22 protein-coding genes are annotated in these 25,384 nt (G+C 55.2%); 19 read left to right on the forward strand and 3 right to left on the reverse strand.

Features of this window, described 5'->3' with window-relative positions; translation table 11 throughout:
- Window positions 1-70 precede the first annotated feature (70 nt).
- From rplB to ACQRC0_RS01365, 11 genes are all read left to right on the forward strand, one after another.
- Window positions 71-901: a 50S ribosomal protein L2 gene (gene rplB, locus ACQRC0_RS01315; protein WP_117583062.1), complete on the forward strand. Its 831-nt coding sequence runs from the start codon at window positions 71-73 to the stop codon at window positions 899-901.
- Window positions 902-933: 32 nt separating this feature from the next.
- Window positions 934-1,194, forward strand: coding sequence for a 30S ribosomal protein S19 (gene rpsS, locus ACQRC0_RS01320; protein ID WP_006235035.1), 261 nt, complete (start codon window positions 934-936; stop codon window positions 1,192-1,194).
- A 14-nt stretch (window positions 1,195-1,208) separates the two neighbouring features.
- The gene (gene rplV / locus ACQRC0_RS01325; protein WP_006235036.1) at window positions 1,209-1,580 is read left to right on the forward strand and encodes a 50S ribosomal protein L22; all 372 of its coding nucleotides are present in this window, start codon (window positions 1,209-1,211) and stop codon (window positions 1,578-1,580) included.
- Between the two features lie 6 nt (window positions 1,581-1,586).
- The gene (gene rpsC, locus ACQRC0_RS01330) at window positions 1,587-2,297 is read left to right on the forward strand and encodes a 30S ribosomal protein S3 (protein ID WP_154514689.1); all 711 of its coding nucleotides are present in this window, start codon (window positions 1,587-1,589) and stop codon (window positions 2,295-2,297) included.
- Entirely contained in the window at window positions 2,297-2,734 is a 438-nt protein-coding gene (gene rplP / locus ACQRC0_RS01335) for a 50S ribosomal protein L16 (RefSeq protein WP_427727118.1), read from the forward strand. Before rpsC ends, rplP begins: the two co-directional genes overlap by 1 nt.
- Window positions 2,734-2,949, forward strand: a complete 216-nt coding sequence (gene rpmC / locus ACQRC0_RS01340) for a 50S ribosomal protein L29 (RefSeq protein WP_006235039.1) — start codon at window positions 2,734-2,736, stop codon at window positions 2,947-2,949. Before rplP ends, rpmC begins: the two co-directional genes overlap by 1 nt.
- 16 nt (window positions 2,950-2,965) lie before the next feature.
- On the forward strand, window positions 2,966-3,226 hold the full coding sequence (gene rpsQ, locus ACQRC0_RS01345; protein ID WP_006235040.1) for a 30S ribosomal protein S17: 261 nt from the start codon (window positions 2,966-2,968) through the stop codon (window positions 3,224-3,226).
- A gap of 118 nt (window positions 3,227-3,344) precedes the next feature.
- Window positions 3,345-3,713, forward strand: a complete 369-nt coding sequence (rplN, locus tag ACQRC0_RS01350; RefSeq protein ID WP_117734331.1) for a 50S ribosomal protein L14 — start codon at window positions 3,345-3,347, stop codon at window positions 3,711-3,713.
- Window positions 3,714-3,726: 13 nt separating this feature from the next.
- The gene (gene rplX / locus ACQRC0_RS01355; protein WP_006235043.1) at window positions 3,727-4,032 is read left to right on the forward strand and encodes a 50S ribosomal protein L24; all 306 of its coding nucleotides are present in this window, start codon (window positions 3,727-3,729) and stop codon (window positions 4,030-4,032) included.
- Between the two features lie 594 nt (window positions 4,033-4,626).
- Window positions 4,627-5,706: a Gfo/Idh/MocA family protein gene (locus ACQRC0_RS01360; protein WP_427727120.1), complete on the forward strand. Its 1,080-nt coding sequence runs from the start codon at window positions 4,627-4,629 to the stop codon at window positions 5,704-5,706.
- A gap of 3 nt (window positions 5,707-5,709) precedes the next feature.
- Window positions 5,710-6,456, forward strand: a complete 747-nt coding sequence (locus ACQRC0_RS01365) for a DeoR/GlpR family DNA-binding transcription regulator (protein WP_427727123.1) — start codon at window positions 5,710-5,712, stop codon at window positions 6,454-6,456.
- A 444-nt stretch (window positions 6,457-6,900) separates the two neighbouring features.
- On the opposite strand, the gene ACQRC0_RS01370 is transcribed toward ACQRC0_RS01365, so the two are convergent.
- Together ACQRC0_RS01370 and ACQRC0_RS01375 are read right to left on the reverse strand one after the other, a co-directional pair.
- Complete coding sequence (locus ACQRC0_RS01370; RefSeq protein ID WP_427727125.1) at window positions 6,901-7,560, reverse strand: RluA family pseudouridine synthase; 660 nt, start codon at window positions 7,558-7,560, stop codon at window positions 6,901-6,903.
- Window positions 7,561-7,575: 15 nt separating this feature from the next.
- Window positions 7,576-10,071 (reverse strand): DUF3656 domain-containing U32 family peptidase, encoded by a 2,496-nt coding sequence (locus ACQRC0_RS01375; RefSeq protein WP_427727128.1) that lies wholly within the window; start codon window positions 10,069-10,071, stop codon window positions 7,576-7,578.
- Between the two features lie 299 nt (window positions 10,072-10,370).
- Between ACQRC0_RS01375 and ACQRC0_RS01380 the strand changes: the two genes are divergently transcribed.
- Window positions 10,371-10,748 carry a RidA family protein gene (locus tag ACQRC0_RS01380; RefSeq protein ID WP_427727130.1) on the forward strand — a complete coding sequence of 126 codons (378 nt, stop codon included), beginning with the start codon at window positions 10,371-10,373 and terminating at the stop codon, window positions 10,746-10,748.
- A gap of 245 nt (window positions 10,749-10,993) precedes the next feature.
- On the opposite strand, the gene ACQRC0_RS01385 is transcribed toward ACQRC0_RS01380, so the two are convergent.
- Window positions 10,994-11,650: a helix-turn-helix transcriptional regulator gene (locus ACQRC0_RS01385; protein WP_427727132.1), complete on the reverse strand. Its 657-nt coding sequence runs from the start codon at window positions 11,648-11,650 to the stop codon at window positions 10,994-10,996.
- A 241-nt stretch (window positions 11,651-11,891) separates the two neighbouring features.
- On the opposite strand from ACQRC0_RS01385, the gene ACQRC0_RS01390 reads away from it, so the two are divergent.
- The 7 genes from ACQRC0_RS01390 to ACQRC0_RS01420 all read left to right on the forward strand — a co-directional run bounded on the left by ACQRC0_RS01390 (window position 11,892) and on the right by ACQRC0_RS01420 (window position 25,271).
- Window positions 11,892-12,485, forward strand: a complete 594-nt coding sequence (locus ACQRC0_RS01390) for a solute carrier family 23 protein (RefSeq protein ID WP_427727134.1) — start codon at window positions 11,892-11,894, stop codon at window positions 12,483-12,485.
- Between the two features lie 968 nt (window positions 12,486-13,453).
- Window positions 13,454-14,188: an exonuclease domain-containing protein gene (locus ACQRC0_RS01395; RefSeq protein ID WP_427727136.1), complete on the forward strand. Its 735-nt coding sequence runs from the start codon at window positions 13,454-13,456 to the stop codon at window positions 14,186-14,188.
- A 576-nt stretch (window positions 14,189-14,764) separates the two neighbouring features.
- The gene (locus tag ACQRC0_RS01400; protein WP_427727138.1) at window positions 14,765-17,518 is read left to right on the forward strand and encodes a hypothetical protein; all 2,754 of its coding nucleotides are present in this window, start codon (window positions 14,765-14,767) and stop codon (window positions 17,516-17,518) included.
- A 13-nt stretch (window positions 17,519-17,531) separates the two neighbouring features.
- Window positions 17,532-20,822: a helicase-related protein gene (locus ACQRC0_RS01405; RefSeq protein ID WP_427727140.1), complete on the forward strand. Its 3,291-nt coding sequence runs from the start codon at window positions 17,532-17,534 to the stop codon at window positions 20,820-20,822.
- The gene (gene drmB / locus ACQRC0_RS01410) at window positions 20,815-22,668 is read left to right on the forward strand and encodes a DrmB family protein (RefSeq protein WP_427727142.1); all 1,854 of its coding nucleotides are present in this window, start codon (window positions 20,815-20,817) and stop codon (window positions 22,666-22,668) included. Before ACQRC0_RS01405 ends, drmB begins: the two co-directional genes overlap by 8 nt.
- A gap of 235 nt (window positions 22,669-22,903) precedes the next feature.
- A complete protein-coding gene (gene dcm, locus ACQRC0_RS01415; RefSeq protein ID WP_427727144.1) occupies window positions 22,904-24,079 on the forward strand; it encodes a DNA (cytosine-5-)-methyltransferase in 1,176 nt (391 codons plus the stop codon).
- Window positions 24,057-25,271: a type II restriction endonuclease gene (locus tag ACQRC0_RS01420; protein WP_427727147.1), complete on the forward strand. Its 1,215-nt coding sequence runs from the start codon at window positions 24,057-24,059 to the stop codon at window positions 25,269-25,271. The genes dcm and ACQRC0_RS01420 overlap by 23 nt, the downstream gene beginning before the upstream one ends.
- The last annotated feature ends 113 nt before the right edge of the window (window positions 25,272-25,384 follow it).

The raw sequence follows: 25,384 nt of genomic DNA on the forward strand, positions 1-25,384 counted from the left end.
ATCGCACCCGAGGCAGAACCTCGAATCCCTGTCTGCGATGGCTAACGGATACCTATTGAAAGGGATTGTAATGGCTGTAAAGCACCTTAAGCCGACCTCCGCTGGTAGGCGTTGGCAGACGATCTCCGACTTCTCCGAGATCACCTGCACCAAGCCCGAGAAGTCTCTTCTCGAGCCCCTGCCCAAGAAGGCCGGTCGTAACAACAACGGCCGCATCACCACCCGCCACCAGGGCGGCGGCGTGAAGCGTCGTTACCGCGTGATCGACTTCAAGCGCAACAAGGACGGCGTGCCCGCCAAGGTTGCCACGATCGAGTACGATCCGAACCGTTCCGCTCGCATCGCTCTGCTGCACTATGCTGACGGTGAGAAGCGCTACATCCTGGCCCCCAAGGGCCTCGAGGTCGGTCAGACCGTCATGTCCGGTTCTGACGCCGACATCAAGCCGGGCAACGCTCTGCCCCTCGCCGACATCCCCGTCGGTACGCTCATCCACGCCGTCGAGTTCCAGCCGGGCAAGGGCGCCGCTATCGCCCGTTCCGCCGGTAACTCCTGCCAGCTGATGGGTAAGGAGGGCAAGTACGCCATCGTCCGTATGCCTTCCTCTGAGATGCGCCGCATCCTCGTTACCTGCCGCGCCACCGTCGGTGAGGTCGGCAACGCCGATCACGCCAACATCGTCATCGGCAAGGCCGGCCGTAAGCGTCACATGAACGTGCGCCCGACCGTCCGCGGTACCGTTATGAACCCTGTCGACCACCCGCACGGCGGTGGCGAGGGCAAGAACCACACCTCTGGTCGTCCCTCTGTTACCCCCTGGGGTAAGCCGACGAAGGGCCTTCGTACGCGCAAGAAGAAGAAGGTCTCGAACCAGCACATCATTCGTCGCCGTAAGAAGTAATTTCGGATACCGAGTTTTAGGAGAAAGCACTTATGAGCAGAAGTCTCAAAAAGGGCCCGTTCGTGGAGACTCGCCTTCTCTCGCGTATCACCGCGATGAACGAGGCTGGCAAGAAGGACGTCGTGAAGACTTGGTCCCGCGCGTCCACCATCTTCCCCGAGATGGTTGGTCACACCATCGCCGTCCACGACGGCCGCAAGCATGTGCCCGTGTATGTTACCGAGTCCATGGTTGGTCACAAGCTCGGCGAGTTCGCGCCGACTCGTACGTTCCGTGGCCACAAGGCCAAATAGGGGGTTAACCGTAAATGGCAACTAAGTCTATTGAAACTGAGGCCACCGAGGTTCGCGCCGTCGCTAAGTACGTGCGTGTTTCCCCCAGCAAGGCCCGCCTGGTGGTCGATCTGATCCGCCGCAAGCCTGTCGCTCAGGCCTTCGACATCCTCCACTTCTGCGACCGCGCCGTCGCCGTGGATGTCGAGAAGGTTCTCCGTTCCGCCGTTGCGAACGCCGAGAACAATAACGGTCTGCGTGCCGACAACCTGGTTGTCGCTGCTGCCTATGTTGACGAGGGTCCGACGCTTAAGCGCATCCGTCCCCGCGCCAAGGGTTCCGCTTCTCGCATTCTGAAGCGTACTTCCCACATCACCGTCGTCGTTGCTCCTCGAAAGGAGGCGTAAAGCTGTATGGGTCAGAAAGTCTACCCCACCGGCTTCCGTCTTGGCATCACCGAGAACTGGCGCTCCCGCTGGTTCGCAGAGAAGGATTACGCTAAGACCCTCGGTAACGATCTCGAGATCCGCAAGTACCTCGAGAAGCGTCTCTCCCGCGCAGCTGTCTCCCGCGTCGAGATCGAGCGCGCTGGCGACAAGGTGAAGGTCATCATCTTCACCGCTCGCCCCGGCGTTGTCATCGGTAAGAAGGGTGCCGAGATCGATACCCTCCGCACCGAGCTCGAGAAGGTCGCTGGCGTCTCCAAGGGCCAGCTCTCCGTCGACGTTGTCGAGATCAAGCGCCCCGAGCTCGACGCCAACCTCGTTGCTCAGTCTATCGCTGAGCAGCTCGAGGGCCGCGTTGCCTTCCGTCGCGCCATGCGCAAGGCTGTCCAGTCCGCCCGCAAGGCCGGCGCCAAGGGCATCCGTATCCAGTGCTCCGGTCGTCTCGGCGGTGCCGAGATGGGCCGTCGTGAGTGGTACCGTGAGGGTCGCGTGCCTCTGCACACCCTCCGTGCCAAGATCGACTACGGCACGGCTGTCGCCAGCACCACCATGGGTGCCTGCGGCGTGAAGGTCTGGATCTACCTGGGCGAGAAGCTCCCGGGCCAGCCTGTTCCCAACCCTGCACTCGAGGGCTCTTCCCGTCCTCGTCGTCGTAACTCCGAGAGGAGGGGTCAGTAGTGCTTGCCCCTAAGCGTATTCTTCACCGCAAGGTGCAGCGTGGCTCCATGAAGGGCCAGGCCAAGGGTAATACCGAGCTGCATTTCGGCGAGTTTGGTATCCAGGCTCTCGAGGCCCATTGGATCACCAACCGTCAGATCGAGGCCGCTCGTGTTGCCATGACCCGCTACATGAAGCGTGGTGGTCGTGTCTACATCACGATCTTCCCCGATAAGCCCATCACTAAGAAGCCTGCCGAGACTCGCATGGGTTCTGGTAAGGGTAACCCCGAGGAGTGGGTGGCCGTCGTCAAGCCCGGCCGCATCATGTTCGAGGTCAAGGGCGTGCCCGAGGAGGTCGCTCGCGAGGCTCTGCGTCTGGCGCAGCACAAGCTCCCCATCAAGACCAAGATCGTCGCTAAGCCTGCCGCTACAGAGACGGCCGAGGAGGAGAACTAATGAAGCCCGCAGAGATTCGTGAGCTCTCGGACGCTCAGCTCGTTGAGAAGCTGAAGGAAATGCGCGCCGAGCTCTTTAACCTTCGTTTCCAGATGGCCACCAGCCAGCTGGACAACACCGCTCGCGTCAACACCGTGAAGAAGGACATCGCTCGCGTCCTCACGGAGCAGCGCGCCCGCGAGATCGCAGCGGAGAAGTCCGCTGTCGCCGAGTAGGACCTAAGGAGAGAACATGACTGATTCGCGTAACTCGCGTAAGGTCCGTACGGGTGTCGTTACCTCCGTCTCCGGTGCCAAGACCATCGTTGTCACCATCACCGAGCGCAAGCGTCACCCCAAGTACGGCAAGATGATGACCAGCTCCAAGAAGCTGCACGCTCACGACGAGGAGTGCACGGCTGGCGTGGGCGATACCGTCCGCGTTATGGAGACCCGTCCTATGTCCAAGATGAAGCGTTGGCGCCTCATCGAGGTCGTCGAGCGCGCTAAATAAGCAGTCGCTCTTACGACTTGTACGTTTCCGAAGATGTGCGTATGCCTGGCTTGCATACCACGGGCCGCATAAAGGCTGCGCACCTCTCTTCGGTTCTTAGTTCGGAGGAACATCTACCATGATTCAGATGCAAACCATGCTGAACGTCGCCGACAACTCCGGCGCTCGCAAGATTCGCTGCATCAAGGTGCTTGGCGGTTCCAAGCGTCGTTATGCAGGCATCGGCGATGTGTTCATCGGTGCTGTCCAGGAGGCTACTCCTGGCGCCAACGTCAAGAAGAAGGACGTTGTCCGTTGCGTCGTCGTTCGCACCGTTAAGGAGATCCGCCGCAAGGATGGCTCCTACATTCGCTTTGATGATAACGCCTGCGTTGTCATCAACAACGATGGTTCGCCCGTCGGCACCCGTATCTTCGGGCCCGTCGCTCGCGAGCTTCGTGACAAGAAGTACATGAAGATCGTCTCGCTCGCTCCCGAGACCCTGTAGTTAGGGGAGATATATGTATATCAAGAAGGGCGATAAGGTCCAGGTTCTCTCTGGTAAGGATCGCGGCAAGCAGGGCGTTGTCCTGCGTGCTCTCCCTGCCGAGAACAAGGTCGTTGTCGAGGGCGTTTCGGTCGTCAAGAAGGCCGTCAAGCCCAACGCTGCCAACCAGCAGGGCGGCATCGTTTCGCAGGAGGCTCCTATCGATGCCTCCAACGTCAATCTCGTTTGCCCCGAGTGCGGTAAGGTTACCCGCGTCGGTCACGAGAAGGACGGCAAGAACAAGCTGCGCGTCTGCAAGAAGTGCGGCCACAAGTTCTAAGCTGCCCGCAACATCTAAGTTGCTAGCAAAGGCCCGGATGCCACGGCACCCGGGCCTTTTTCTATCCCTACTCATTGGGGACAGACTCATTGGGGACAGACATAAATGAGTGGCTACTTCTGACATACTCATTGGGGACAGACATAAATGAGTGGCTATACTCATTGGGGACAGACATAAATGACTAGTCGTTGGGGACGTTCTTTAACGGCTAGTTGATGGAGACAGTCTTGCCACGAAAGCGTCGTACGGGGAACGCCCCCAGGTTTCGGCAGCCTGGGACAGTCCCTATGTGCCGGCAGTTAGGGATGGTCTTTTGATGTCTGATGCCCCTAGGGGGCAGAGTAAGACAGCCTGCTTTGCCTTTAGGGGTTTTGGTGTTCCGCCTTTTTCTGCATCATAACGATCGTTGCATGCGTATTTACGCACAGAGTCTTGCGCGATAATGCGCATAGCCGCGCAAATATCTGCAAACTATGGTTAAATAATAACCGATAAACAAATAAACACGCAAATACAAGCAAATGCGCGCAAATTTGTGCGAATATAAGGCTGTTGGAAATGAAGAACTTCCGGTGACTCAGGAGGCACATGATGACAGATTCCAAACAGGCTCCGCTCGACGCCGAAGCCGCCGCTAAGGCGGCGTTTGCCTCGGTCCAGGATCAGCCGTTCCCTAACGACATCTTTACGGCTCCCGAGCTTCGTTGGGCCGTGATCGGATGCGGCGTTATCGCCAATCAGATGGCCCAGTCTCTCGCCCTTGCCGGCCGCAAGCTTGCGGGCGTCGCCAACCGCACGCTGTCCAAGGCCCAGGCTTTTGCCGAGCAGTATGGCGTCGAGAAGGTGTACGAGACGGTTGAGGACCTCTACGCCGATCCCGACATCGACGCCGTTTATATCACCACGCCGCATAACACGCATATCACCTACCTGCGCGCCGCTCTGGCAGCTGGCAAGCACGTGCTCTGCGAGAAGGCCATCACCCTCAACTCCGCCGAGCTCGACGAAGCGCGTGCCATTGCCGACGAGCACAACGTGGTCCTTATGGACGCCACCACGGTGCTCCACATGCCCTTGTATCGGGAGCTGTGCCGCCGCATGGATGCCGGCGAGTTTGGCCGCATGAACCTCGCTCAGCTCAACTTTGGCAGCTACAAGGAATACGGCGACCTGACCAACCGTTTCTACAATCGCAACCTTGCTGGCGGTGCCATGCTCGATATTGGCGTGTATGCCCTGTCCGTCATGCGCCTCTTTATGGCAAGCCAGCCTGTTGAGGTCGTTTCACTCGGCAACACCTGCGAGACCGGCGTTGACGTTGCGGGCGGCATCGTCTGCCGTAATGCCGAGCAGCAGCTGGGCGTGGTGAGCCTTACACTTCACTCCAAGCACCCCAAGCGCTCGGTCATCAGCTTTGACAAGTGCTATATCGAGGTCAACGAATATCCGCGTGCCGATCACGCGACCATCGTGTGGACTGCGGACGGGCACCGTGAGGAGGTCCACACCGGCACCGAGGCATACGCTCTGTGCTACGAGATGGCCGACCTGGAGAAGGCCGTTGCCGGCGATGATTCGAAGCGCGAGCTTCTGGATTATGCTTCTGATGTCATGGAGCTTATGACCAAGCTCCGCGCCGACTGGGGAGTCGTGTACCCCGAGGAGGAGTAAGCGATGCTTGCGGAGGATAGGCTCAACGCGATCGTGTCGATGGTCCAGCAGGCTGGCTCGGTTACTGTGCAAGAGCTTGCCGATACCCTGGGCGTAACGGCGTCTACCATTCGGCGCGACCTGCAGACGCTCGATCGAGCACACCGCATCGCCAAGGTCCACGGCGGAGCGACGAGTCTTGAGCGCGCGCACGTGACGCGCGACCTAACGCTCAATGAGCGCAGCGACCTCCATAACGACGATAAGGAGCGTATCTGCGCCCGCGCCGCGGCGCTCGTGGAGCCCGAGAGCTTTGTATACATCGATTCGGGCTCGACGACGCTCAAGCTCATCGAGCATCTTCCACACCTTGAAGATGTCACCTATGTGACCGATTCCGTGCTCCATGCTCAGCACCTCGCTTTGCGCGGCATGCGTACCGTGGTGCTGGGCGGCGAGCTCAAGCCCGAGACCGAAGCACTCGTTGGCCCCGATGCCTTGGCAACCTTAGACCGCTACAACTTCAATTGTGGCTTTTGGGGTTCTAACGGCATTGCCGCCGAGCAGGGCTTCACGGCGCCCGATATCGAGGAGGCGCAGGTTAAGCGCATCTCGATGCGCCATACGGCCAGGCGCTTTGTAATCTCGGACGCCAGTAAATTTGGCATGGTGGCGCCCGTCAAGTTCGCAGATTTTCGCGACGCAACGATTATTACCGCGGGCGAGGTGCCCGCCAAGTATCGGGCAATGGACAACGTCATCACGGTCTAGCGACGGGACAAGGCCAAAACCATCACAAAGGTGCCTGTCCCCATTGTGGTGGTTCGTAACGAAAACCGAGTAGTTTTCTCAATAGAAAAGCGGCAACGTCCATCACAGGCGTTGCCGCTTTCGTTGTCCGCCGGTTTGTCTAAGTCTGTAACAACTGGACCGTTAAAAGTGGGTTAGATGTTACAGATTGAGATACTTCCGAACCGCACCATCCCTTTGTCTCAATCTGTAACATCTGGGACCGATTTTGCCGAGTTATTGTTACAGATCGAGATTATCCCTTGAGGGGGATTTGAATGTCTCGATCTGTAACAGATAGACCGGAAAATGGGTTCTAACTGTTACAGATCGAGACGTTTTGGCGCCGCGGCTGAGCCATCGTGGCGGCTTGACGTTTGCGCAGATAAAACCTGCCAAAATAAACCTGTCCCTTTTTGGCAGGTTTTAGGGCTCCCAGGGGCAGGGGGCTTCGATGTAGATGTGCTCGCCGGTTACGGGATGGGTAAAGGATACGCTGTGGGCGTGGAGCATGAGGCCACAGGGGCGCGGCGTTCCGTACAGGTCGTCGCCAACCAGGGGATGGCGCTCGCTTGCCAGGTGCACGCGGATCTGGTGTTTGCGGCCGGTGAGCAGCTCAACATCGATATACGAACGGGTGGGCAGGCCTCGGCGGCTCTTAAGGCGCTTGAGCACCTTCACGCGCGTCTGCGACGGCTTGCCGCTGGCGCCGACGCGCATCTTGCGGCTATCGTGGCGGTCGCGGGCGATGGGTTTGTCGATGAGCTTTTCGTTCCAGTCGATCTTGCCCTCGGCGAGCGCCAGATAGTGCTTTTCGAAGGCGTGGTTGATGACCATCTGGTCAAAGGCGGGCTGCGTCTGCTTGTCGAGCGAGAACAGCACCACGCCGGTAGTGTCGCGGTCCAAGCGGTTGAGCGGCTGCATGTCGGTCGCGGCAAGGCCGTCGCCCATCGCCAGCAAAAGGTCGCTGGCATAGTCGGTAAGCGTGCGCTCGCCGGTGCCGTCGCCGTGGACGATCATGCCGGCGGGCTTATCGATGGCCATGAGCCAGGCGTCGCAGTAGAGGACTTGGGGTTCTTCGTTCACGTGTAAGCCTTTCGGTTAGCTAATTCCCACAAACATGCAGCCCGAAGTGGCGCCGCGCAGGCGGGCGGCGGGCTTACGGCCGGCCTGCGCGGCCTCGACGGCTCGACGGACGCGTGCGACGGCGCGGCCAATCTCATCGGCCTCGAGCAGGGTTCCGTCGACCATGAGACGGCGCACGCCGGCGTCGAGGAGCTGTGGAACCTGCGGTGTGAGGTCGATGGGGTAGGCGTCGTACAGGCGCGAGCGGCCGTGGATGTCGGTACGCACCGGCATGACCTTGCCGTCGATATTCTTGAGCGACAGCTTGCGGACGCGCAGGCGGCAGTGGGCGCAATCGTGGATGCAGCCATTGGCCACCTGCAGGATACAGTGCTCGCTCGTCATAACGCGCGGGCGGCCGAAAACGGTGATGCCCAGGGCTGCGGGCGCGGAGGTGCCAAGCGAGATAATCTCGTCGAGCGTGATCTCGGGCGAGAGCCAAAACGCCCCGGCTCCGCGCTCGGCGAGTGCCTCCATGCAAGGCGTGTTGTGCACGGGCAGGCAAGAGCGAATCTCGGCCGTGGCACCAACCTGGGCGGCCAGGGCAAGCTCAGAGATGTTGCCAATAGCGACCGTGGCACCGGCAACGACCCACGGGTCGACGCGCGCGTGGTCGACGGCGCGGCAGACCTCATCGAGCACGGGGACAATACCCTGCTCAAACGCATCGGCGGGGGAGAGCTCGGCCGCATCGAGCGCGTCGGTGGTCATGTAGATGCGCGCGGCTCCCTCCGCGCGCGCTGCCTCGGCGGCGTCGAGCGAGGTGACGGTGGCGCAGATCTGCGGCTCATCGCGGTAGTGCTCGGGCGCGGGGCGGGAATCACTGGTGACAATCGCCGGCAGCTCGAGCGTGTGGGCGCGCTCCTCGTAAGGCGCCAGAATGGCCTCCTCGAGCGCCTTGCAAGCGGCGGCGCGCACCTTGTGCACAGCGGAGAAGCCCATGCCACAGCCCTCATCGAGCGCCACATCAAAGCTCGCGGCCTCAAAGGGAGAGGAGCCCATGCGGCCCACGTGCTCCACCAGATCGGACGCCTCAACCGCGCGGGTCTCGGCGGCCTCGACGGTAAAGCCGGTGGCGGTGGCGGTGAGCGTGGGGTCGTCGCAGCAGGTGAGCGTGACGGTAAACGGCTCGCCCAGACGCGCCGCGACGGACACGTCTACGGCGCGGCGGCGTAGCACGTCGCGCTTGAGCGCAGCGCCGGCAGCGTCAATGGCGCGCTGGCTGCGAATCACGCGCACGCGGCAGCCCTCGGGCATGCTGCGGGGAACGCGGCACTCGATGATGTCGCCGGCGGCGGCATCATCGATAGCGATGGTGGTCAGGAATTGGTCGAACTCATCGTCGTGACGAAGCTCCAACAAGTCGCCCTTGCCCACGGGCTCAAACAGCTCAATGCGGGCGATGGCGGCGCGGCGACGACGGTCGTCGGGTTTGAGCCCGCGCACGTCGCGGTTGGCCAGACGGCTGCCCAGCACCGTGCCCACAATCTGGCCGCGGTTGTTGGAGCGCTCGTAGCTCATCATCTCGTCGCCCGAGGTGCCGTCCTGATAGGCGTGCGTAAAGTCGCGGTTAAAGCAGCGCTTGAGTTGGCGCTGGCGAGCGGCGTCCTCGTCCTTATCTACGACGGCCCCGGCCAGCATGTCATCGATCTGATGACGATACACATCGACGATGGAGTACACGTAATCGGGCGCCTTCATGCGGCCCTCGAGCTTGAGCGATGCGGCGCCGGCGTCATACAGGCGGCGAACAAGCTGTGAAGTGTTGGTGTCGCGCGGGCATAGCGCGCGCTCGCGACCGGTAGGGGAGAGCGTGCGGCCGTTCTCGTCGATCAGCTCGTAGGGCAGACGGCAGGGCTGAGCGCACATGCCGCGGTTGGCCGAGCGGCCCGCCATGGCAAAGCTCGACAGCAGGCACAGGCCCGAGTAGCAAAAGCAGATGGCGCCGTGGCTAAAGACCTCCAGGTCAACGTCGGGCGCGGCGTCGTGGATGGCGGCGATCTCGTCGATGGAAAGCTCGCGCGAGAGGGTCACGCGGTCGGCGCCCTGCTCACGGCACCAGATGGTTCCGCGGTCATCGTGGATGTTCGCCTGGGTCGAGATATGGGTCTCGATGCCGGGCATGGTGCGCTTGACCTCAAAGAACAGGCCCCAGTCCTGGATGATAAAGGCGTCGGCGCCCAGCGTGGAGCAGCGGTGGATGAGCTGCAGTGCATCGCTCATCTCGGACTGCTTGATGACGATGTTGACCGTGACGTAGACGCGCGAGCCGGCTAGGTGCGCGGCGCGGCAGGCCTGCTCAAAGGCCTCATCGGTAAAGTTGGTGGCCTTGCGGCGGGCGTTGAAGCTGCCCATGCCGCAGTAGATGGCGTCTGCCCCGGCGGCGAGCGCGGCGGCAAAGGGCTCCGGGCCTCCGGCGGGGGCCAGAAGCTCGGGCCTGCGGTTGGTGGTTCGGCTGGCGGTTGCGGTCATATCCTGCCTTTCAAAATGCTCAGATACACAAAAGTATAGTGGCGCCGTCGCGATGGGCGATGCCCGCAGCCTAAGCAGGACAAAGTCTTCAGTAGCCTGGGCTGGCTGACCCCGTGGAGAACCGTTCAGCGGTTCGGGGAAACCGCTGGGCGATAAAATATTATCGCAATCTGATAATTATCTTGCATCGGGCAAAATCATCCCCTACTATCCCAATCAAGCGCGGTGTTCAGACCGAACTGTGCCTCCCGGTGCGAACGTCGCGCTTACGCTCTCTATTTGATCGTAAGGAGAAAAACATGAGCAAGACCCTCGTGTCTTCCGATAACGCGCCCGCAGCCATCGGCCCGTATTCCCCCGGTATCCAGACCGGCAACATGGTGTTCCTGTCCGGCCAGCTGGGCATCGATCCCGCGACCGGCAAGCTGCCCGAGGGCATCGAGGCCCAGGCCAAGCAGTCCCTCGCCAACGTCGAAGCCCTGCTGACCGCTGCCGGCGCTACGTTTGCCGATGTCGTCAAGACCACGGTCTACCTGGCTGACATCGCCGACTTTGCCGCCGTGAACGAGATTTATGCCTCCAAGTTTGAGGCCCCGTTCCCCGCGCGCAGCGCTTTCCAGGTTGCCGCTCTTCCGGCTGGCGGTCTGGTCGAGATCGAGGTCGTCGCCGCTCTCTAAGGCGTTGGCAACAACTAAACATGACATGCAAAAAGACCCTGCAGCGCGTGTGAGCTGCAGGGTTCTTTTATCACGTGACGGATCGCTTGCGGAGCCACCAAGGGCAGTCTTTTTGGGACGGGGCCATTTTAGCTACCCCTATATGCAGGATTGATTTTACTTGCGGCTCATCGAAATCGTGGGCAGAGGGAGGGTAGCTAAAATAGCCCCGTCCCAAAAAGACTGCCCGAGCTCCATTTTGCTCGTTAGCCCTCCTTGCGAACTTTTTGCAGGTAGCGGTAGACGCTGGGCTCCGAGATGCCCAGTGCGGTGGCAGCGCAGGCAACAGCGCCCTTGAGCATAAATACGCCGTTGCCGTTAAGGTGGCGAATAACGTCCACGCGATCGGCCTGCCCAAGCGAGGCGACATCCTGGCCGCGGCTTTCGAGCAATTCGGAAATGCTGTGGTCGATGAGCTCCTGTGTAGACTCCGAAAGAATTTCGACCTCGATAGACGCGGGCTCCGCCTGCCTTGGCACAGCGTCGAAGCAGGCCATGAGCTGCTGAGCCATGGCGTTGATGGAGCGTACCGTGGAAAGATCGGTGTTGACGCAGAGCATGCCGACGATCTCGTTATCCTCGCGAATAAAGTACGTTGCGGATTCCAATGTCTTGCCACCGGCACCGCGCCCCTCGTAGCCCGTAATAAACGGCAGGTCGCGATACTTGGGATCGTGCATGATCTTGAGTGCCAGATCGGTGGCGGGACCGCCGACCTTGCGGCCGCTCACGATGCCGTTGCGGATATCGACGATGGCGTGGTCGGGATCCGAGAAATCGTGCAGCACGATTTCGCTGTTTTTGCCGAGTATCTGCTCCAGGAAATCGACCATCGGCAAAAAGCGACGTACAGTCTCGTTCACGGGCAACTCCTTTGGATGAAATCGGAAGTTTCATAACAATTTTTTCTCATGGTAACACGGTGTCTATTGACTCGTATATTCGCAGGTACATTGCGTAATACAGACGAACGGTAGGATTTTGGCGGTAAGCGGTCGACCAAAAGAAAAGTTAGATGTTATTTTGACCAGACACTTTCCTGACCTGCGGAAATGCGTTGTCTCAGCTGAAAAATAGTCTGATAACAAAAAATTATTATTGAGAATGAGAAAGAGCACCGACATCATTCAGGTGGCGCTCATTCTTTCGGCAATCGACACGGCCCTTCAGGCCTTCGCTCCCTTCCGCCGCATCGGCGGCGGCCTGCTGGGCGGTCTTCCCACCAGCGCCCTTGGCCAGAACGTGGGCATCATCTGCTCCAATAAGGTCGTCAACAAGTGGGTCTTTGTGATCATCGCGTCCGTCTTTGCCATCGCCGGCCTGTTCCCGCAGCTCTCTGCCGTGCTCTCCGCCATCCCGCAGCCTGTCATCGGCGGCGCGACCGTCGGCGTCTTTGGCACCATCACCATGAACGGCGTGCGCATGTTCACCCGCGAGGGCCTCACGCAGCGCACCACCACCATTGTCGGTACCTCCGTCGTCTTTGGCCTGGGTATCTGGATGGCCAACGGTTGCCTTGCCGGCGAGGGCATGCCCACCTGGGTTTCCACCGTCATCGGCTCCAATGCCGTAACCCCCACCGCCATCATGGCCATCGCGCTCAACCTGATCCTTCCGCAGACGCCGGTCGTGGCTCAGCACATCGATGCTGCCAAGGACGCTGCCGTGGATCTGGTCTTGCCCGAGAGCAAGAAGTAACCAATTTGGTGCTATTCGCCGGCGGACGCATCGCCTCGTCCGCCGACGTCATGCGGCGCCAAGCCGCACTTCAAAGGGTTTGTCCCGTGGGTAAAATAAGGCTGACGGCAGCCCAAGTGGTGAAGAGCTGGGCAGTGTCGTTGTTTAGATTAAGGGGTCGATGCCTTAACGGCGTCGACCCCTCTTTTTATGCTTCGGAAGCTGCTTGAGTGCCTCGGAAAGTCCGATGAGCGCTGTGAGGAGCGAGACCAGAGCGGTCAGGAGCTTCCGGAACGGTCCGTGTGCGGTGGTGTACCGCCCCTTTTGCGTGCGCCGCTTGTCGAATTACGTTATAGCTAGCTATATTATCGGAAAGTATAATATAGCTAGCTATAACGTAAAGGAAGCTGAGGGTCCGTCCTGTGTTGTTGGTGATGGGGCTTTGCCCGATCGCGTGGTCTTTAGCATTTGCGGTTGAGTGCTCCGTGGATGTTGAGTGGTGGCTGGAGTAGAGCGACGAGTTGAGCGAACGCAGGAGCGGGCGCCGAGGCCTCGTTGCCGAAAATCCATTTGTTAAACCAAGCGCCCGCGGATAGAATAAAGTTGACGGCAGCCCAAGGGTGATAGCTGGGCAGCGCCGTTACTTAGTTCAAGGGGTCAATGCCTTAACGGTGTCGACCCCTCTTCTTTTGCTTCGTACGCTGCTTAAGTGCCTCGGAAAGTCCGATAAGCGCGGTGAGGAGCGAGACCAAAGCAACCAAGAGCTCTACGAGCTCTGATGGGCCCGGGATGACCTCTGATTCAAGTCACCGGGCCTCAATCTTTTTCATGCATCTGAATAGAGCGGGCGACTCCCTTGGGGCCGCCTGCATGGCGTGTGCTTGGCGCATGGCATTGCGCCCCGCTTTCATGTCCGCACGGGCGCCTATCCTTACGGCAATGTAGCCGCCTATGTAGCAGGCGGCAGGCAACGGAGAGAGGCCATAACCGTGTCAGCTGAAAAGACGCCGGGTATCTCGGCTATCGATACGACGAACTTTGCGCGCCAGATCGTGCTGGACTTTGAGTTTGCGCCGGTGCCAAAGCAGCGCCAGCGCCGTGGGCTGCGCAATGAGATTATCGAGGTCGGCGCCGTTAAGCTCGATTACCACGGCAACGTTATGGGCGAGTTTTCGCAGTTTGTGCAGACGGAATTTACCGAAGGCGTTGCGTTTCCCGTCCGCGAGCTTACGGGGATATCGGCCGTGGACACCGCGATGGCCGATCCGCTCTATGTGGTGATCAAAAGGCTCAACGATTGGATCGGTCGCTACTCCGCCCAGGTGGTTTGCTGGAGCGGGACGGACCGTCGACAGCTTTTGACCGAGTGCCAGGTAAAGCACATCGACCTTTCCGCATTTCCAACGGACTGGGCCGACCTGCAGGCGTTTTACACCTCGATTATGGATGTGGGCAGCCACGGGTGCGTCTCGCTGGGCGACGCGGCAACGTGGTTTGGCATCGAGTTCGACGAGTCGACGGGCCACGCCCACAGCGCCCTAGCCGATGCGCGCGTGACCGCCAAGCTGCTCAAGCAGATGATGGAGGGGGACTATCACGTGAGTCCGCGCGCCCAGGAGATCCGCCAGCGGTGGGGGATGGGCGAGCGAGCCGAGACGTGCCTTTCTAGCAAGTGCCCCGAGCTGGGCGACCTGCTGCTGAAGCTGAAGGCGGAGGGGAGGTAGGTAGATTGTGGAGACCTAACTCTGCATCAAATTCGGCGTGGAGCAAGGTCAGATCAAAATGAGCCGTACGAGCTGCTGGTGCAATATACTTGAGATACCCAAGGGGGAAAGGAGGCGAAATGGCAAGGCCGCTTTAGAAAAAGCGAAGCGGGGTGTTGATTGCCTTGAAAGTGATGCAATGTCTCTGATTTGGCTTAATAATTGCCTAACTGCCTATGATTACTTTTTCCACAATGCAAACAACTTCAATCGCGATATCGAAGGCGAACTCAACCGAAATTTTCTGATGCACGGGATGATGTACAAGCCGGTAAGAAAGCAGACATGCAAGAAGCTGTTCCTTCTGCTCCATTCTTCATCAGCGGTCTTCGAAATGTTGAAGTGCTAGATCGGAAAGCTCGTTTGCAACTAAGCTATTCGAATGAGAGGCGACCGCATTTTGAGCGTCTCATACTCTATGTGTCTAGGTGCAATATATCGGACTGTGTTTGAGTCTTAAACCCGAATTGTTGTTCAACAATTTGCGCTGTACCTGCGGCGAGAGAATAGATACCGCTCATCGTTAATATGCCGAGTTTGGCAATAAAAATCACGAAACCGAATATAATTCAAGACAAGGTTATGGGGTTGCTGGCTTCATTTCGGGTGGCCAAACAACAGAATGGCCAAGATAACGAGGGTATTGTGAACAGTAGTCAAAGGGCGTCATTCGCTGATCTATTTAACTCTCATTCTTGCGTAGGAAATGATATCCATTTCTCTTTCCCAAATATGGGTGAGGTTGAAATTACGTCGATCACGCGGGCGAACTTGTCTTTGCTGCGCAGGGCTCGAACAAAGGGATGCCCGGGCCTTATTGTCAGCTGCCCTGATTTTGAAAGAGAAGCCATCGCTATTGTGCTCTTGGCGGCGCTGGAGAACTTGATGACTGGTGAGCCTCGCCAAGGACTTCATAAGGTTCAGGTTGGCGATAAGGTCGCGATCGGAAACTGTGTCGTCAAGATTACCTCGATTGACGAAAAAACAGTCAGATTTTCTTCTCAAGATGAATCGCTTGGCCTCAGCAGAGAGGTGAGGGAGTTTCCGCTTGCCCACAACGCTTCCGCTGCCGCGGAACTCTCGTTGACGCGAAGCACGAAAAAACGCAAGCGCAATTCATGGCGTAGAGAAGAAGAGCTCTATCAGTCGCTTGCCCCAACACTCAGAGACATTTTGAATCAATGTGGCAGAACCGTTCAACCAGTTGGTTACGTTACCTCTCCATCCCAATACGCGAATGATGCACCGACTGCCATCTGTAAAGGCAAAGTGCGTATAGGGGGCCGGGAATACGACCTGAATGAAGCAATGCCAGTGGTTTACGTTGACCAAAACGGCGAGGAGCACTGTGGCTTTAAATGGCCTTTTGCATGCACTCCATCCATTTATATTGGTCCGCGGGTAGACGGAGTAGGTAGCATTTCTCAAATAATCGACATCTCTATGGATGAATCGCTTCCCGTTGAATTTGTGTCCCTGAACATTTCTACTCCCGATTTGATGAACACAACACTTCTAAGCGACATCTTAGATTTAAAAGATTGTGGAATTGAGGCTATAGGCTTCTGTGATCGTTGGACTATGGATCGTTTGCGTCAGCTTGGCGATCAGGGCTTTCTGCTATTTGACTGGGATGACTGCAATGCCGCGCTGTTGTCAGATGACCCAGTTCTGTCCGATATCCAGCGCAGGGTTCTTGATAAGCCTCATGAAATTGTGTATCCGGTGCCCGATGAACGGGCGGGCTTAACGCGTGCGGCCGAGATCGTATATAACACATTGGGCAGCATTGATGTGGATGACGACGATGTCCTCGGGGCAATCCAAGACATCTATGTTGTTTTGGGGTCTGCAATTCGAATGACGGAAGCGCCTGACAAAAAATACAGCGATTTGCAGTGTGACATTATCAACTCCGCGCGTGAATTGATCGAAGACTCGAGAGTTTTGATGCTCCCTGATTACAATCTGCTCGTTGAGGCATGCGGCATTTTAACTGCTGTATTTAGAGCGGGACATCGAATGCCAAAAGAACAGGTCATATACGATTTAATTGTCGACGGCATTGAGGATGACTTGTCTACCATTCTTGTTGTTGACAGAAATCGGGTTGACGAAGTCTATGCTTATTGGGCAAAGGAACTTGAGCTAAACGGATATAGCGCGAAGCAATTTAAAGTGATTGCGGTAAGAGACTATCTGCGAGGAAAATATCTCGGCAGCCAGGATCGAGTTATTTTTAGCGGATGGTATGACAAGGGGACTATGGTCAAGGCCCTTCATGCCGGTTTGGCGAACAATGTCTATCTCGTTCTCTATGGATATGAAGATGGAAACGGTGGACTAGAAGTTGGTTGGCGGACAAATGCCCGCTTGCAATGGAATGAAATGACGAACCGTTGTCTCAAAATATCGGATAAGACATTGGATGCATTGGACGTTTCGCCGCTTAAGAGAATAAATAGAGTCTTGCCGTCAAGACGGGCAGGTGTACCGGTTGAAACTGAAGTTATTTGCGGAGAACAGCCATCGTCTTTCGTTAGTAAATTAGAGGAAAAGAGAATAAGCAAAGACATTGCAAAAGACGGAGAAGAATCAGTTCTCGCAACGCCGGTGTTGTTTCATGATGGAACTCACGTTTGGCTTAGAGCCAAAACTTCGGGTAGGAAGGGTGGCCGTCTTCTTGTTATCAGCAATTGTCTTGCTGGAAAAAGTGCAGAGCCCGATCAGAAATCCGCTTCGGCTCTTCTTCCGGGGGACGTGGTTTTGCGAACTCATTCGGATAAGTCGTATATAAAAAGGGAATCTGAAAGGTCCACAGAAAACTACGACAACGTGCTGGCTGTGGCGCATAAATGGCGTGAACCAATTAAGGACGCACGTATGGCTGGATACACAGATGCCGAAATAATAGACAGGATTTACTCAGAGGTGTCGGAAACGCGAACGAAAAGCGCGGTCCGAGCTTGGGTGAGAGGGAGGAATATTGCACCGCAAGCGAAAGAGGACGTGCGGGCGATATTTGTTGCGCTTGGTTTTTCGATAACCGACGAAGAATTAAATTCTATCGAGCATGCTGTCTCTGCCATCAGGAACAAGCACCGCGCGGTCGGCAGAATTGCGGCGAAAGATATGGTTGCAGCGTTTATTCGCGATTTAGCTAAATATGGCCTGGATAGCGCGGTTGCCGGTTTCGACGAGCGACATGAGGCAGGCGATATCGAGCTGCTCAGAGTGGCTTGCGTTGGCGATCAAAAGGACGTGGCGATTAGTCGCGTTGACGTTTTGTAGGGAGTGCTTTTAGATGAATACAAAATTCGATGACACTATTGATGAAGAGCTCAGGAACCGTCTGTATAAGTCTGTGCATGAGGAGTTTGTTGGGCCGATGGACCCAGACTCTGAAGAAATACTTGACGAGCGTGATTCTCCGGCGGGTCGGTATCATGCTGGAGTCTTGCACCCAAGGGGCGCTCACGTTGATGTCGCCCAAGGGGAGAGCGCCGGCAGAGAACCGGACACGGCTCTGGATGAACGCAATGAGGGCCCTGCTCGCGACGGTGGCTTGCCAGATATAGCGGACGCCTCAGATGTGGGCGAGGCTTTACCCGACGAGGACTATGAAGAGCCGGTCGCGCTATCTAACGCACGTGCACAGTCTGCCATTAGCATGACCGTGGCAGTTCGGCCGGGAGACGTCCTGTCGGCCGATATCCGTTGCGCAAAATATGTCCGAATCAAAGCCGACGACAAGAGCCATTTTAAACGCGTTCCCGTGCACTTTGTTTTCAAATCGGGAGACCTTGCAATTCCAAGCGGACGTCATGATGATGTCAAGCGCGTTTACAGGTTGGGGAAAGAGCATCTCGAGCTATGGCTCGTTTACCGTCGTGCTATTTCCGGCGGCGTAGTGCTCACGGTGGCTGTATGTAATACGGACAACGCAACGGGCAATCGGTCCGACGATGATCTCAAGTGTTATTACCAAACTTATTTAAGAATTAGCTCTAGCAGCGGCCTTATTCCGCCGGTATGGAATCAGGCAAATGATGTTGCATCAGCGGAAGAAGCGACAAAACGACTTATCTATCGCAATATTCGAAACTATGCGATAGGGCATGGGTGTGCAACTCGTTGGGATGATAATCGGCCTGTATTATGGGCTGAAACTCAGATTATTCCAACTGCCGAAACGCGCTCAATGAAGCCAATTCACCCGTCTATGGAAAACGTGACCCTATCGATTGAAGATTTTGGCAATCCTGACCATTGGGATGACACTGTCAAGTCGATTCAGCTTTTATGCAAGAAATATGGTCAGTGGATTGCAGAAGTGAGGGGCAAGGCTGAAGGGCTATCGGAATGCTATCGAGCGGCAGCGTGGGATAACTTGGCTCAGTGTGAAATCTGCCTTAATCGTATTGAAGAGGGCCTCGGCACGTTGGAAACGGATGACATAGCAAAAAAGGCGTTCATAATGGCCAACGAGGCCATGTATGAACAGTTCTTGCATTATAGCGTTGTCTCGGGAGAGCGTGGCAGCCTTGATGAGCCCCTTGGATACACGCGTAGTTGGAGGCCCTTTCAGCTGGCCTTTATTTTGATGAATATCAGATCGATGGTGGATGAGACATGCGAAGACAGGAAAGTCGTCGACTTGATCTGGTTCCCAACTGGTGGCGGTAAAACGGAGGCGTATCTGGGGCTTACAGCATTCGTGCTAATTTGGGAGCGTCTGTCGCATAATGAGAGTGAAGGCGTCACCGTGTTTATGCGGTATACCTTACGTCTTCTGACTTCACAACAATTCGATCGCGCCTCTTCCCTTATCTGCTCTCTTGAAGCGATGAGGCGCAAGGAGCCCGAGCTACTCGGTGGTCGCGAGTTCAGAATTGGATTATGGGTTGGTGGTGATGCAAGTCCGAATAAGCGTGACGAAGCTGAGAAAAAGAGGCAGGCTTATGTTGATAGAAACGAAGGCCTTAATCCATTTCCAGTGCGCAAGTGCCCTTGGTGTGGGAGTAGTTTTGAAGACGACCGCAGGGCATCTTATGTGCGTCAAAGGCGGACAAAAAAGCTATTGTTTGTCTGCTCGAATCCTGAATGCGGTTATTCGAAAGGCGACGGACTGCCTTTGGATGTCGTCGATGAGGAGATTTATCAAAACCCGCCATCACTTCTTGTCGGAACAATTGATAAGTTCGCAATGCTGCCCTACCGTCACGAAGCCTTTGCTTTGTTCGGAATTCACAACGGCAGAAGGGGTCGTCCTCCCAAACTGATCATCCAGGATGAGTTACATTTAATATCTGGGCCGTTAGGGTCGATGGCGGGCCATTACGAAACCCTTGTTTCTGCGCTTTGCGAGCGTACGGACGACTCTTCCAAGATTTTGCCAAAAGTCGTTGCTTCGACAGCGACGGTTGGCAGGGCTAAAGAGCAGTGCAATCAGTTATATGCCTGTGGGGAAGACAAGGTATTTCAGTTTCCGCCTTCAGGAATAGACTACGACGACTCTTTCTTTTCCTATGAAGACAAGGAAGCTCGAGGTCGCCGATATGCTGGTTTGTTTATCCCGACATTGAATGCTGCTTCAGCAAATATACGCCTCTATGCAGACCTTCTTTGGGAGCCTGCAACATGGAATGATGTTACTGATGAACAAAAAGATCCTTATTGGACCATCGTTGGCTACTATGGAACAACGAGAGAACTTGGACAAGCCGTCACTTGGATGGGCGGTGATATTCCGGAACGACTTCACGAACACAAGATGCGTGCGGAGCGAGTTGGCGATAAATCCGTGCGGTATATCAACGTGGCGAAAGAGCTGACGGGACGTAAGGATGCCGACGAGGTGAGAAAGGGCTTAGACAGCCTCACTATTTCATATCCTTCGAGTAAGGCTGTTGACCTTTGTTTTGCGACTAATATGATTTCTGTAGGCTTGGATGTCGGGCGTCTTGGGCTGATGGTTGTCGAGGGCCAGCCCAAGACAACGGCAGAATACATTCAGGCAAGTAGTCGTGTTGGCCGCGGTAAGGCCAAGGGCATTGTGTTTGTTGTTTATAGTGCTACGAAGCCACGCGATCGTTCGCATTACGAGAATTTTGCAATGTATCACAATGGGTTTTATCAAAACGTTGAGCCATCTAGCGTCACCTCATTTTGTAGACAGGTCCGCGATCGTGCTCTGTTCGGAACCTTGATCGGTATTTATCGGTCGGTGGATGAAGAAGATTCCGAGGCGTTCCGAAGCCCCGAGGAAAGGGCTTTTTCACTTGCGGCGGAAACGATACTATCTCGAATCGAAAAGGTTGACCCTCATGAGCTTGCTGGTGCCAAACAGGATATAGAAGCCATTCGCGCCATTTGGCAAGAGAGTGACTATGACCGATGGTTCGAACTTAAGCCGGATAATCTTGATCCGCCGACTCCGCTTATGCATCCTTCGGGAAGCAAGACGAGCGATGCATGGAGCGGGGGAACGTTTGATGTTCCGACTTCGATGAGAAGCGTTGACGCTCAATGCAAGCTGCGGATTGTAGGCTCATATGGCGAATATAACGAGAGGGAGGCGGAATGTAATGCCTAGGTTCAATGCTGGAAATACTCGCAAACAGGGAAGAGGAAAAAGTTATTCGCTTCGCATGGGCCAGATGTTCGGGCCGTATAGCGTTGGCGCAATTTACCCGTGCGATGCCAATACTACGGTAATGATTGCCGGCCTTGATGCTTATGAGCAACAGGTAAACAAGGGGAACCTGGAGACAATTGCAGATTCAAGGCTGAAAAGATACGTTGGAGTAAATAGGTTGTATGCGCCTCCAGTTGATGACGGGCACCACGGCGGTTTCGTCCCAGCGCTTCGTTTTCCCAACTGGTTGTATTGCCCACGATGCGGTCAAATGCAATACAAAGAGTCGACCAATGTAAGTACACAGATTCGATGCGAGGCTTGTTCAAAAAAATTTAAGCGCGATATTAAGCTCATTCCAGAGCGTTTTGTCGTCGTGTGTCCACATGGCCATATCGATAATTTTCCCGTTATGCAGTGGGTGCATAACGGAACAGACATTGATCCGAAATCAAGAGAACATGTTGTAAGCAGAAGGACCATGGGCGGAAGTACGACCATGGGCGATATCGTCTATCAGTGCACTTGCGGAGCTCGTAAATCGCTCCACGGAGCTAATAGACCAGAAGGACTGAACAAGATTGGTTATCACTGCAGCGGCAGGCAGCCATGGCTTAATCGTATTTCCAAACAACAATGTTCTTGCGACGGGAAAGACCTGCGCGTCGTTATTATGGGCGCAACGAACGTATGTTATCCCGATGTGGTCAGCTCGGTGCTCATCCCCGATGCATTGGATGAGCGGGTGAAGAAAGTTGCCGATGAGCAGTTTACTACGATGCTCGAGTTCGATCGAAAAGGTGATTTGGACGCAGCGTTATCGTTAATTGCAAGCATGGGCGGAGTCGACCCGGAAGACTTGCGTCTGGCTTATCAACGAAAGAAAACTGAAGGGGACTCTGGACAATCCGAGATTGAGTATCTTCATGACGAGTATCTGACGCTGCGAGATCCTAAAATTAGGAAGAGTGGGGAATTTGTCGGTCGTGCCGTTAACCCCAATGAATACGAGTCGCCGCTAATCCGTAACTACATAGCGGGTGTATCCCTGATAGACACTTTGACCGTAACCCGGGCTCTCGTTGGGTTCACCAGATTGAACCCTGAATACAACGATCTGAAGAGTATGGAGGAAAGGCGAAGAGAGCTTTCGAGAAAACGACTTGACTGGACGCTTGCAAACCAAACCGTTGGTGAGGGAGTGTTTGTCGAATTCGACCAGAGCGTTTTGGAAGAGTGGTGTGCGCGGCCCGAGGTTGCTGCCAGAATCGAGGTAATGCAGGAAAACCTTAATAACGCGATAAAAAGTCGTAATGCTAAGCCTAGGGAGATCAATCCCCTGTTCGTCGCCATTCACACTTTTTCTCACATAGTTTTGTTGGGTATCAGCGAAGTCTGCGGTTATTCCGCCGCATCTCTTCGTGAAAGAGTGTATTGCCAAGCGTACCTAGAGGATGGCGCCGAGGAGTTCGAGGACATGCACGGCGTTCTAATCTACACTGCGTCCGCGTCGGGAGATGGTTCCCTGGGCGGCTTGGTCAGATCCGGGGAGCCGGGTAGGTTCGAAGAGATTCTAAACAATTCCATGCAGAAAGCTACTTGGTGTTCAGATGATCCTGTCTGTATTGAATCGCGGGGCCAAGGGCTTGACTCCTGTAATCTGGCAGCTTGTTATAACTGTGCACTTGTTCCGGAAACCGCCTGCGAAAACGGCAACAGGTTTCTCGATAGGGCTCTAATCGTAGGTACGTTCGACATGCCGACGACTGGTTTATTTAGTGCTGATCTTTACAATGCCCTTTGAGGAAGTTGGAACAGGAAACAGACTGCTCAAACGCCTGTTTAACTAGTGGGCTAGCGAAAGCTGGCCCACTAGTTAATTGAAGGTCATAAAGACTATTCGGCTAAATATGTCCGCATGCGCATTTAATTTACTGTCATGCTGTCACTATTGCCATGCGTTGTGATACGCCTTAAGCTTGTGATTCGCTGTGTCAATTAGCGGACAATTCGTCCGCAGTTTATTCCGATTGGATAGCATGTTAGACGTAAAAGGGGAGATAACTGCAAAGCGTAAAGAGCTTGCGTTAACTCAAAAAGAGTTCGCCGCTGCCCTTGGGATGGGGCCAAATGGTGATAGAACTGTGCGCCGGTGGGAGACGGGAGAATCTTGTCCTTCTGCAGCTGAGCTGGCTTTTATTCGCTCTTTTGGCCATAAGGCTCCATTTGCACAAGGCGATCGCAAGGACGCCCCCTTTACTTATATTGACCTCTTTGCGGGCATCGGTGGCATACGCATGCCTTTTCAAGAATTGGGCGGCAGGTGCGTTTTCTCTTGCGAGTGGGATAAGTTCGCGCAGAAGACCTATCGAATGAATTACGGGGACACCCCTGCGGGAGATATTCACGAGGTCCGCTCGGAAGACATTCCGAGTTTTAATGTGCTGCTAGCAGGCTTTCCGTGTCAGCCCTTTTCGCTTGCAGGTGTGTCAAAAAAGAAATCTATGGGCAGGGCGACGGGATTCGAAGACAAAACTCAGGGTACTTTATTCTTTGAAGTTGCTCGGATCCTGCGCGATAAGAAGCCGGAGGCTTTCCTGCTTGAGAACGTTAAGAATTTAACGAGCCATGACCATGGCAAAACCTTCAAGATTATTATGCAGACGCTTGAAGATGAACTGGGTTATGACGTCCATTACAAAGTGCTCGACAGTAAAAATTGGACTTGCCAACACCGTGAGCGCATCTATATTGTCGGCTTCAAGAAAAAGACTCCATTTGACTGGAATCAGCTTGATATGGGGTCTGGTGGTCATACTGTTAAGGAGATCCTTGAAGACAGCCCGGATAATCGATACATTTTGTCGGATAAGTTATGGGACTATTTGCGTGCTTATAAGAAAAAGCATCAGGCGGCTGGCAATGGATTTGGCTATAGCACAGTGGGCCCCGACGACACCACACGTACCCTTTCAGCGCGATATCATAAGGACGGTAGCGAAATTCTTATTTCTCGTGGCGAGGGAGTCAATCCCCGCAAGCTCACTCCGCGTGAATGCGCAAGGCTCCAGGGCTTTCCCGATCAATTCATCATTCCGGTGTCTGACACGCAGGCATATCATCAATTCGGAAACTCCGTTACTGTTCCAGCAGTGCGGGCGGTTGCCAAGGTAATGATGGAGGCTTATTTCGATGGATTACGGTGTACTGAGTAGCTACTTTGATGGCGCAGTCGCAAAGAGGCTGGTCGCGGTTGATATCGACGGGAAAGTAAGCAATCAGCACGAATTCAATGGTACCGCTGAGCTTCGATCGCTCTTTGGCGATAATGATATCAGGGGCATACCGACGACCTTTGCTTATCTGTGCGACGATGCTAACCCACTGTTTGACCATGGCTTCACAACTTGGTATGACGCTCGCAGGAAGCATCCTACTAGGACTGAATACAGGCTTTACTACAATGACAATGACGCAATTAAGGCCGCCCATATCGACGACCTAATGATCATGGCGATTTCTGATGAGCACGGTCTTTTGGTTGTGTTCGCGAGCCGAGGATCAAATGCCGAAAGTCAACTGAGGTGGCTGTTTGGTTTAGAGGATGTCTCTAGTGGCAGATTCTCGCGGTCAACGACCGATGACATTAGAATCGGATCGATTGCGGCATCTATTCTCGAGGCAATTGGTGTTGAGGTTGCCTTACCTGCTTCTGCCGAGTCATATCTGGACGATATGATCGAAAAGTTCGGCGACTCGTTTCCCAAAGGAATCGACTTCACAAGGTATTCTGCCTCGACGCTTGGCGATCTTGACTGGAGGGAATTTCCTGACCAGTGCTTACTCGATTGCTATGAACGAGAAGAGATTCTATTCAAGGTATTCGAAAGGTACTTACTTGAAAATGACCTCACTCCCTATATGAGGGGAGTGCTGGATGTTGACGCGGTACTTCGAATAACGATGTCAACATTTCAGCGAAGGAAGTCGCGAGCAGGTGCGGCGTTTGAACACCAGCTCGAGTTTCTGTTTAAAGGAAGGGGCATTCGTTATACCGCTCAGCCCTACACTGAGGGTAAATCGAAGCCGGATTTCATTATGCCGTCCATTGAGGCGTACAGAGATGCCTGTTTTCCGGTAGAGCGGCTGACGATGCTTGGGGCAAAGACGACAATAAAAGAGCGTTGGCGTCAGGTTCTCGAAGAGGCAAATCGAATTGATCATAAGCACCTAATTACGCTCGATGCTGCGGTTAGCACGGAGTACACGGATTCGATGCGCGAACACAATCTGCAACTAGTTGTGCCTCGTCCCGTTTTTGTTTCATATACTGCCGAACAACAAAAATGGTTGATGAGCGTAAGCGAGCTTTGCGAGATGCTTGAGGAAAAACAAGCAAGCGAATAGTTTGTGTGCCGTTCGCTTGCTTGACCGTACTCATAAGTTTTACGCGAAGGGCAATTTGTTGGGTAGTACTGCGGTAATTACATACACTGCTCGCTGTTGGCTAATGGAACGTT

This window comes from Collinsella sp. SGI.033, from assembly GCF_050315135.1.
Classification (GTDB): domain Bacteria; phylum Actinomycetota; class Coriobacteriia; order Coriobacteriales; family Coriobacteriaceae; genus Collinsella.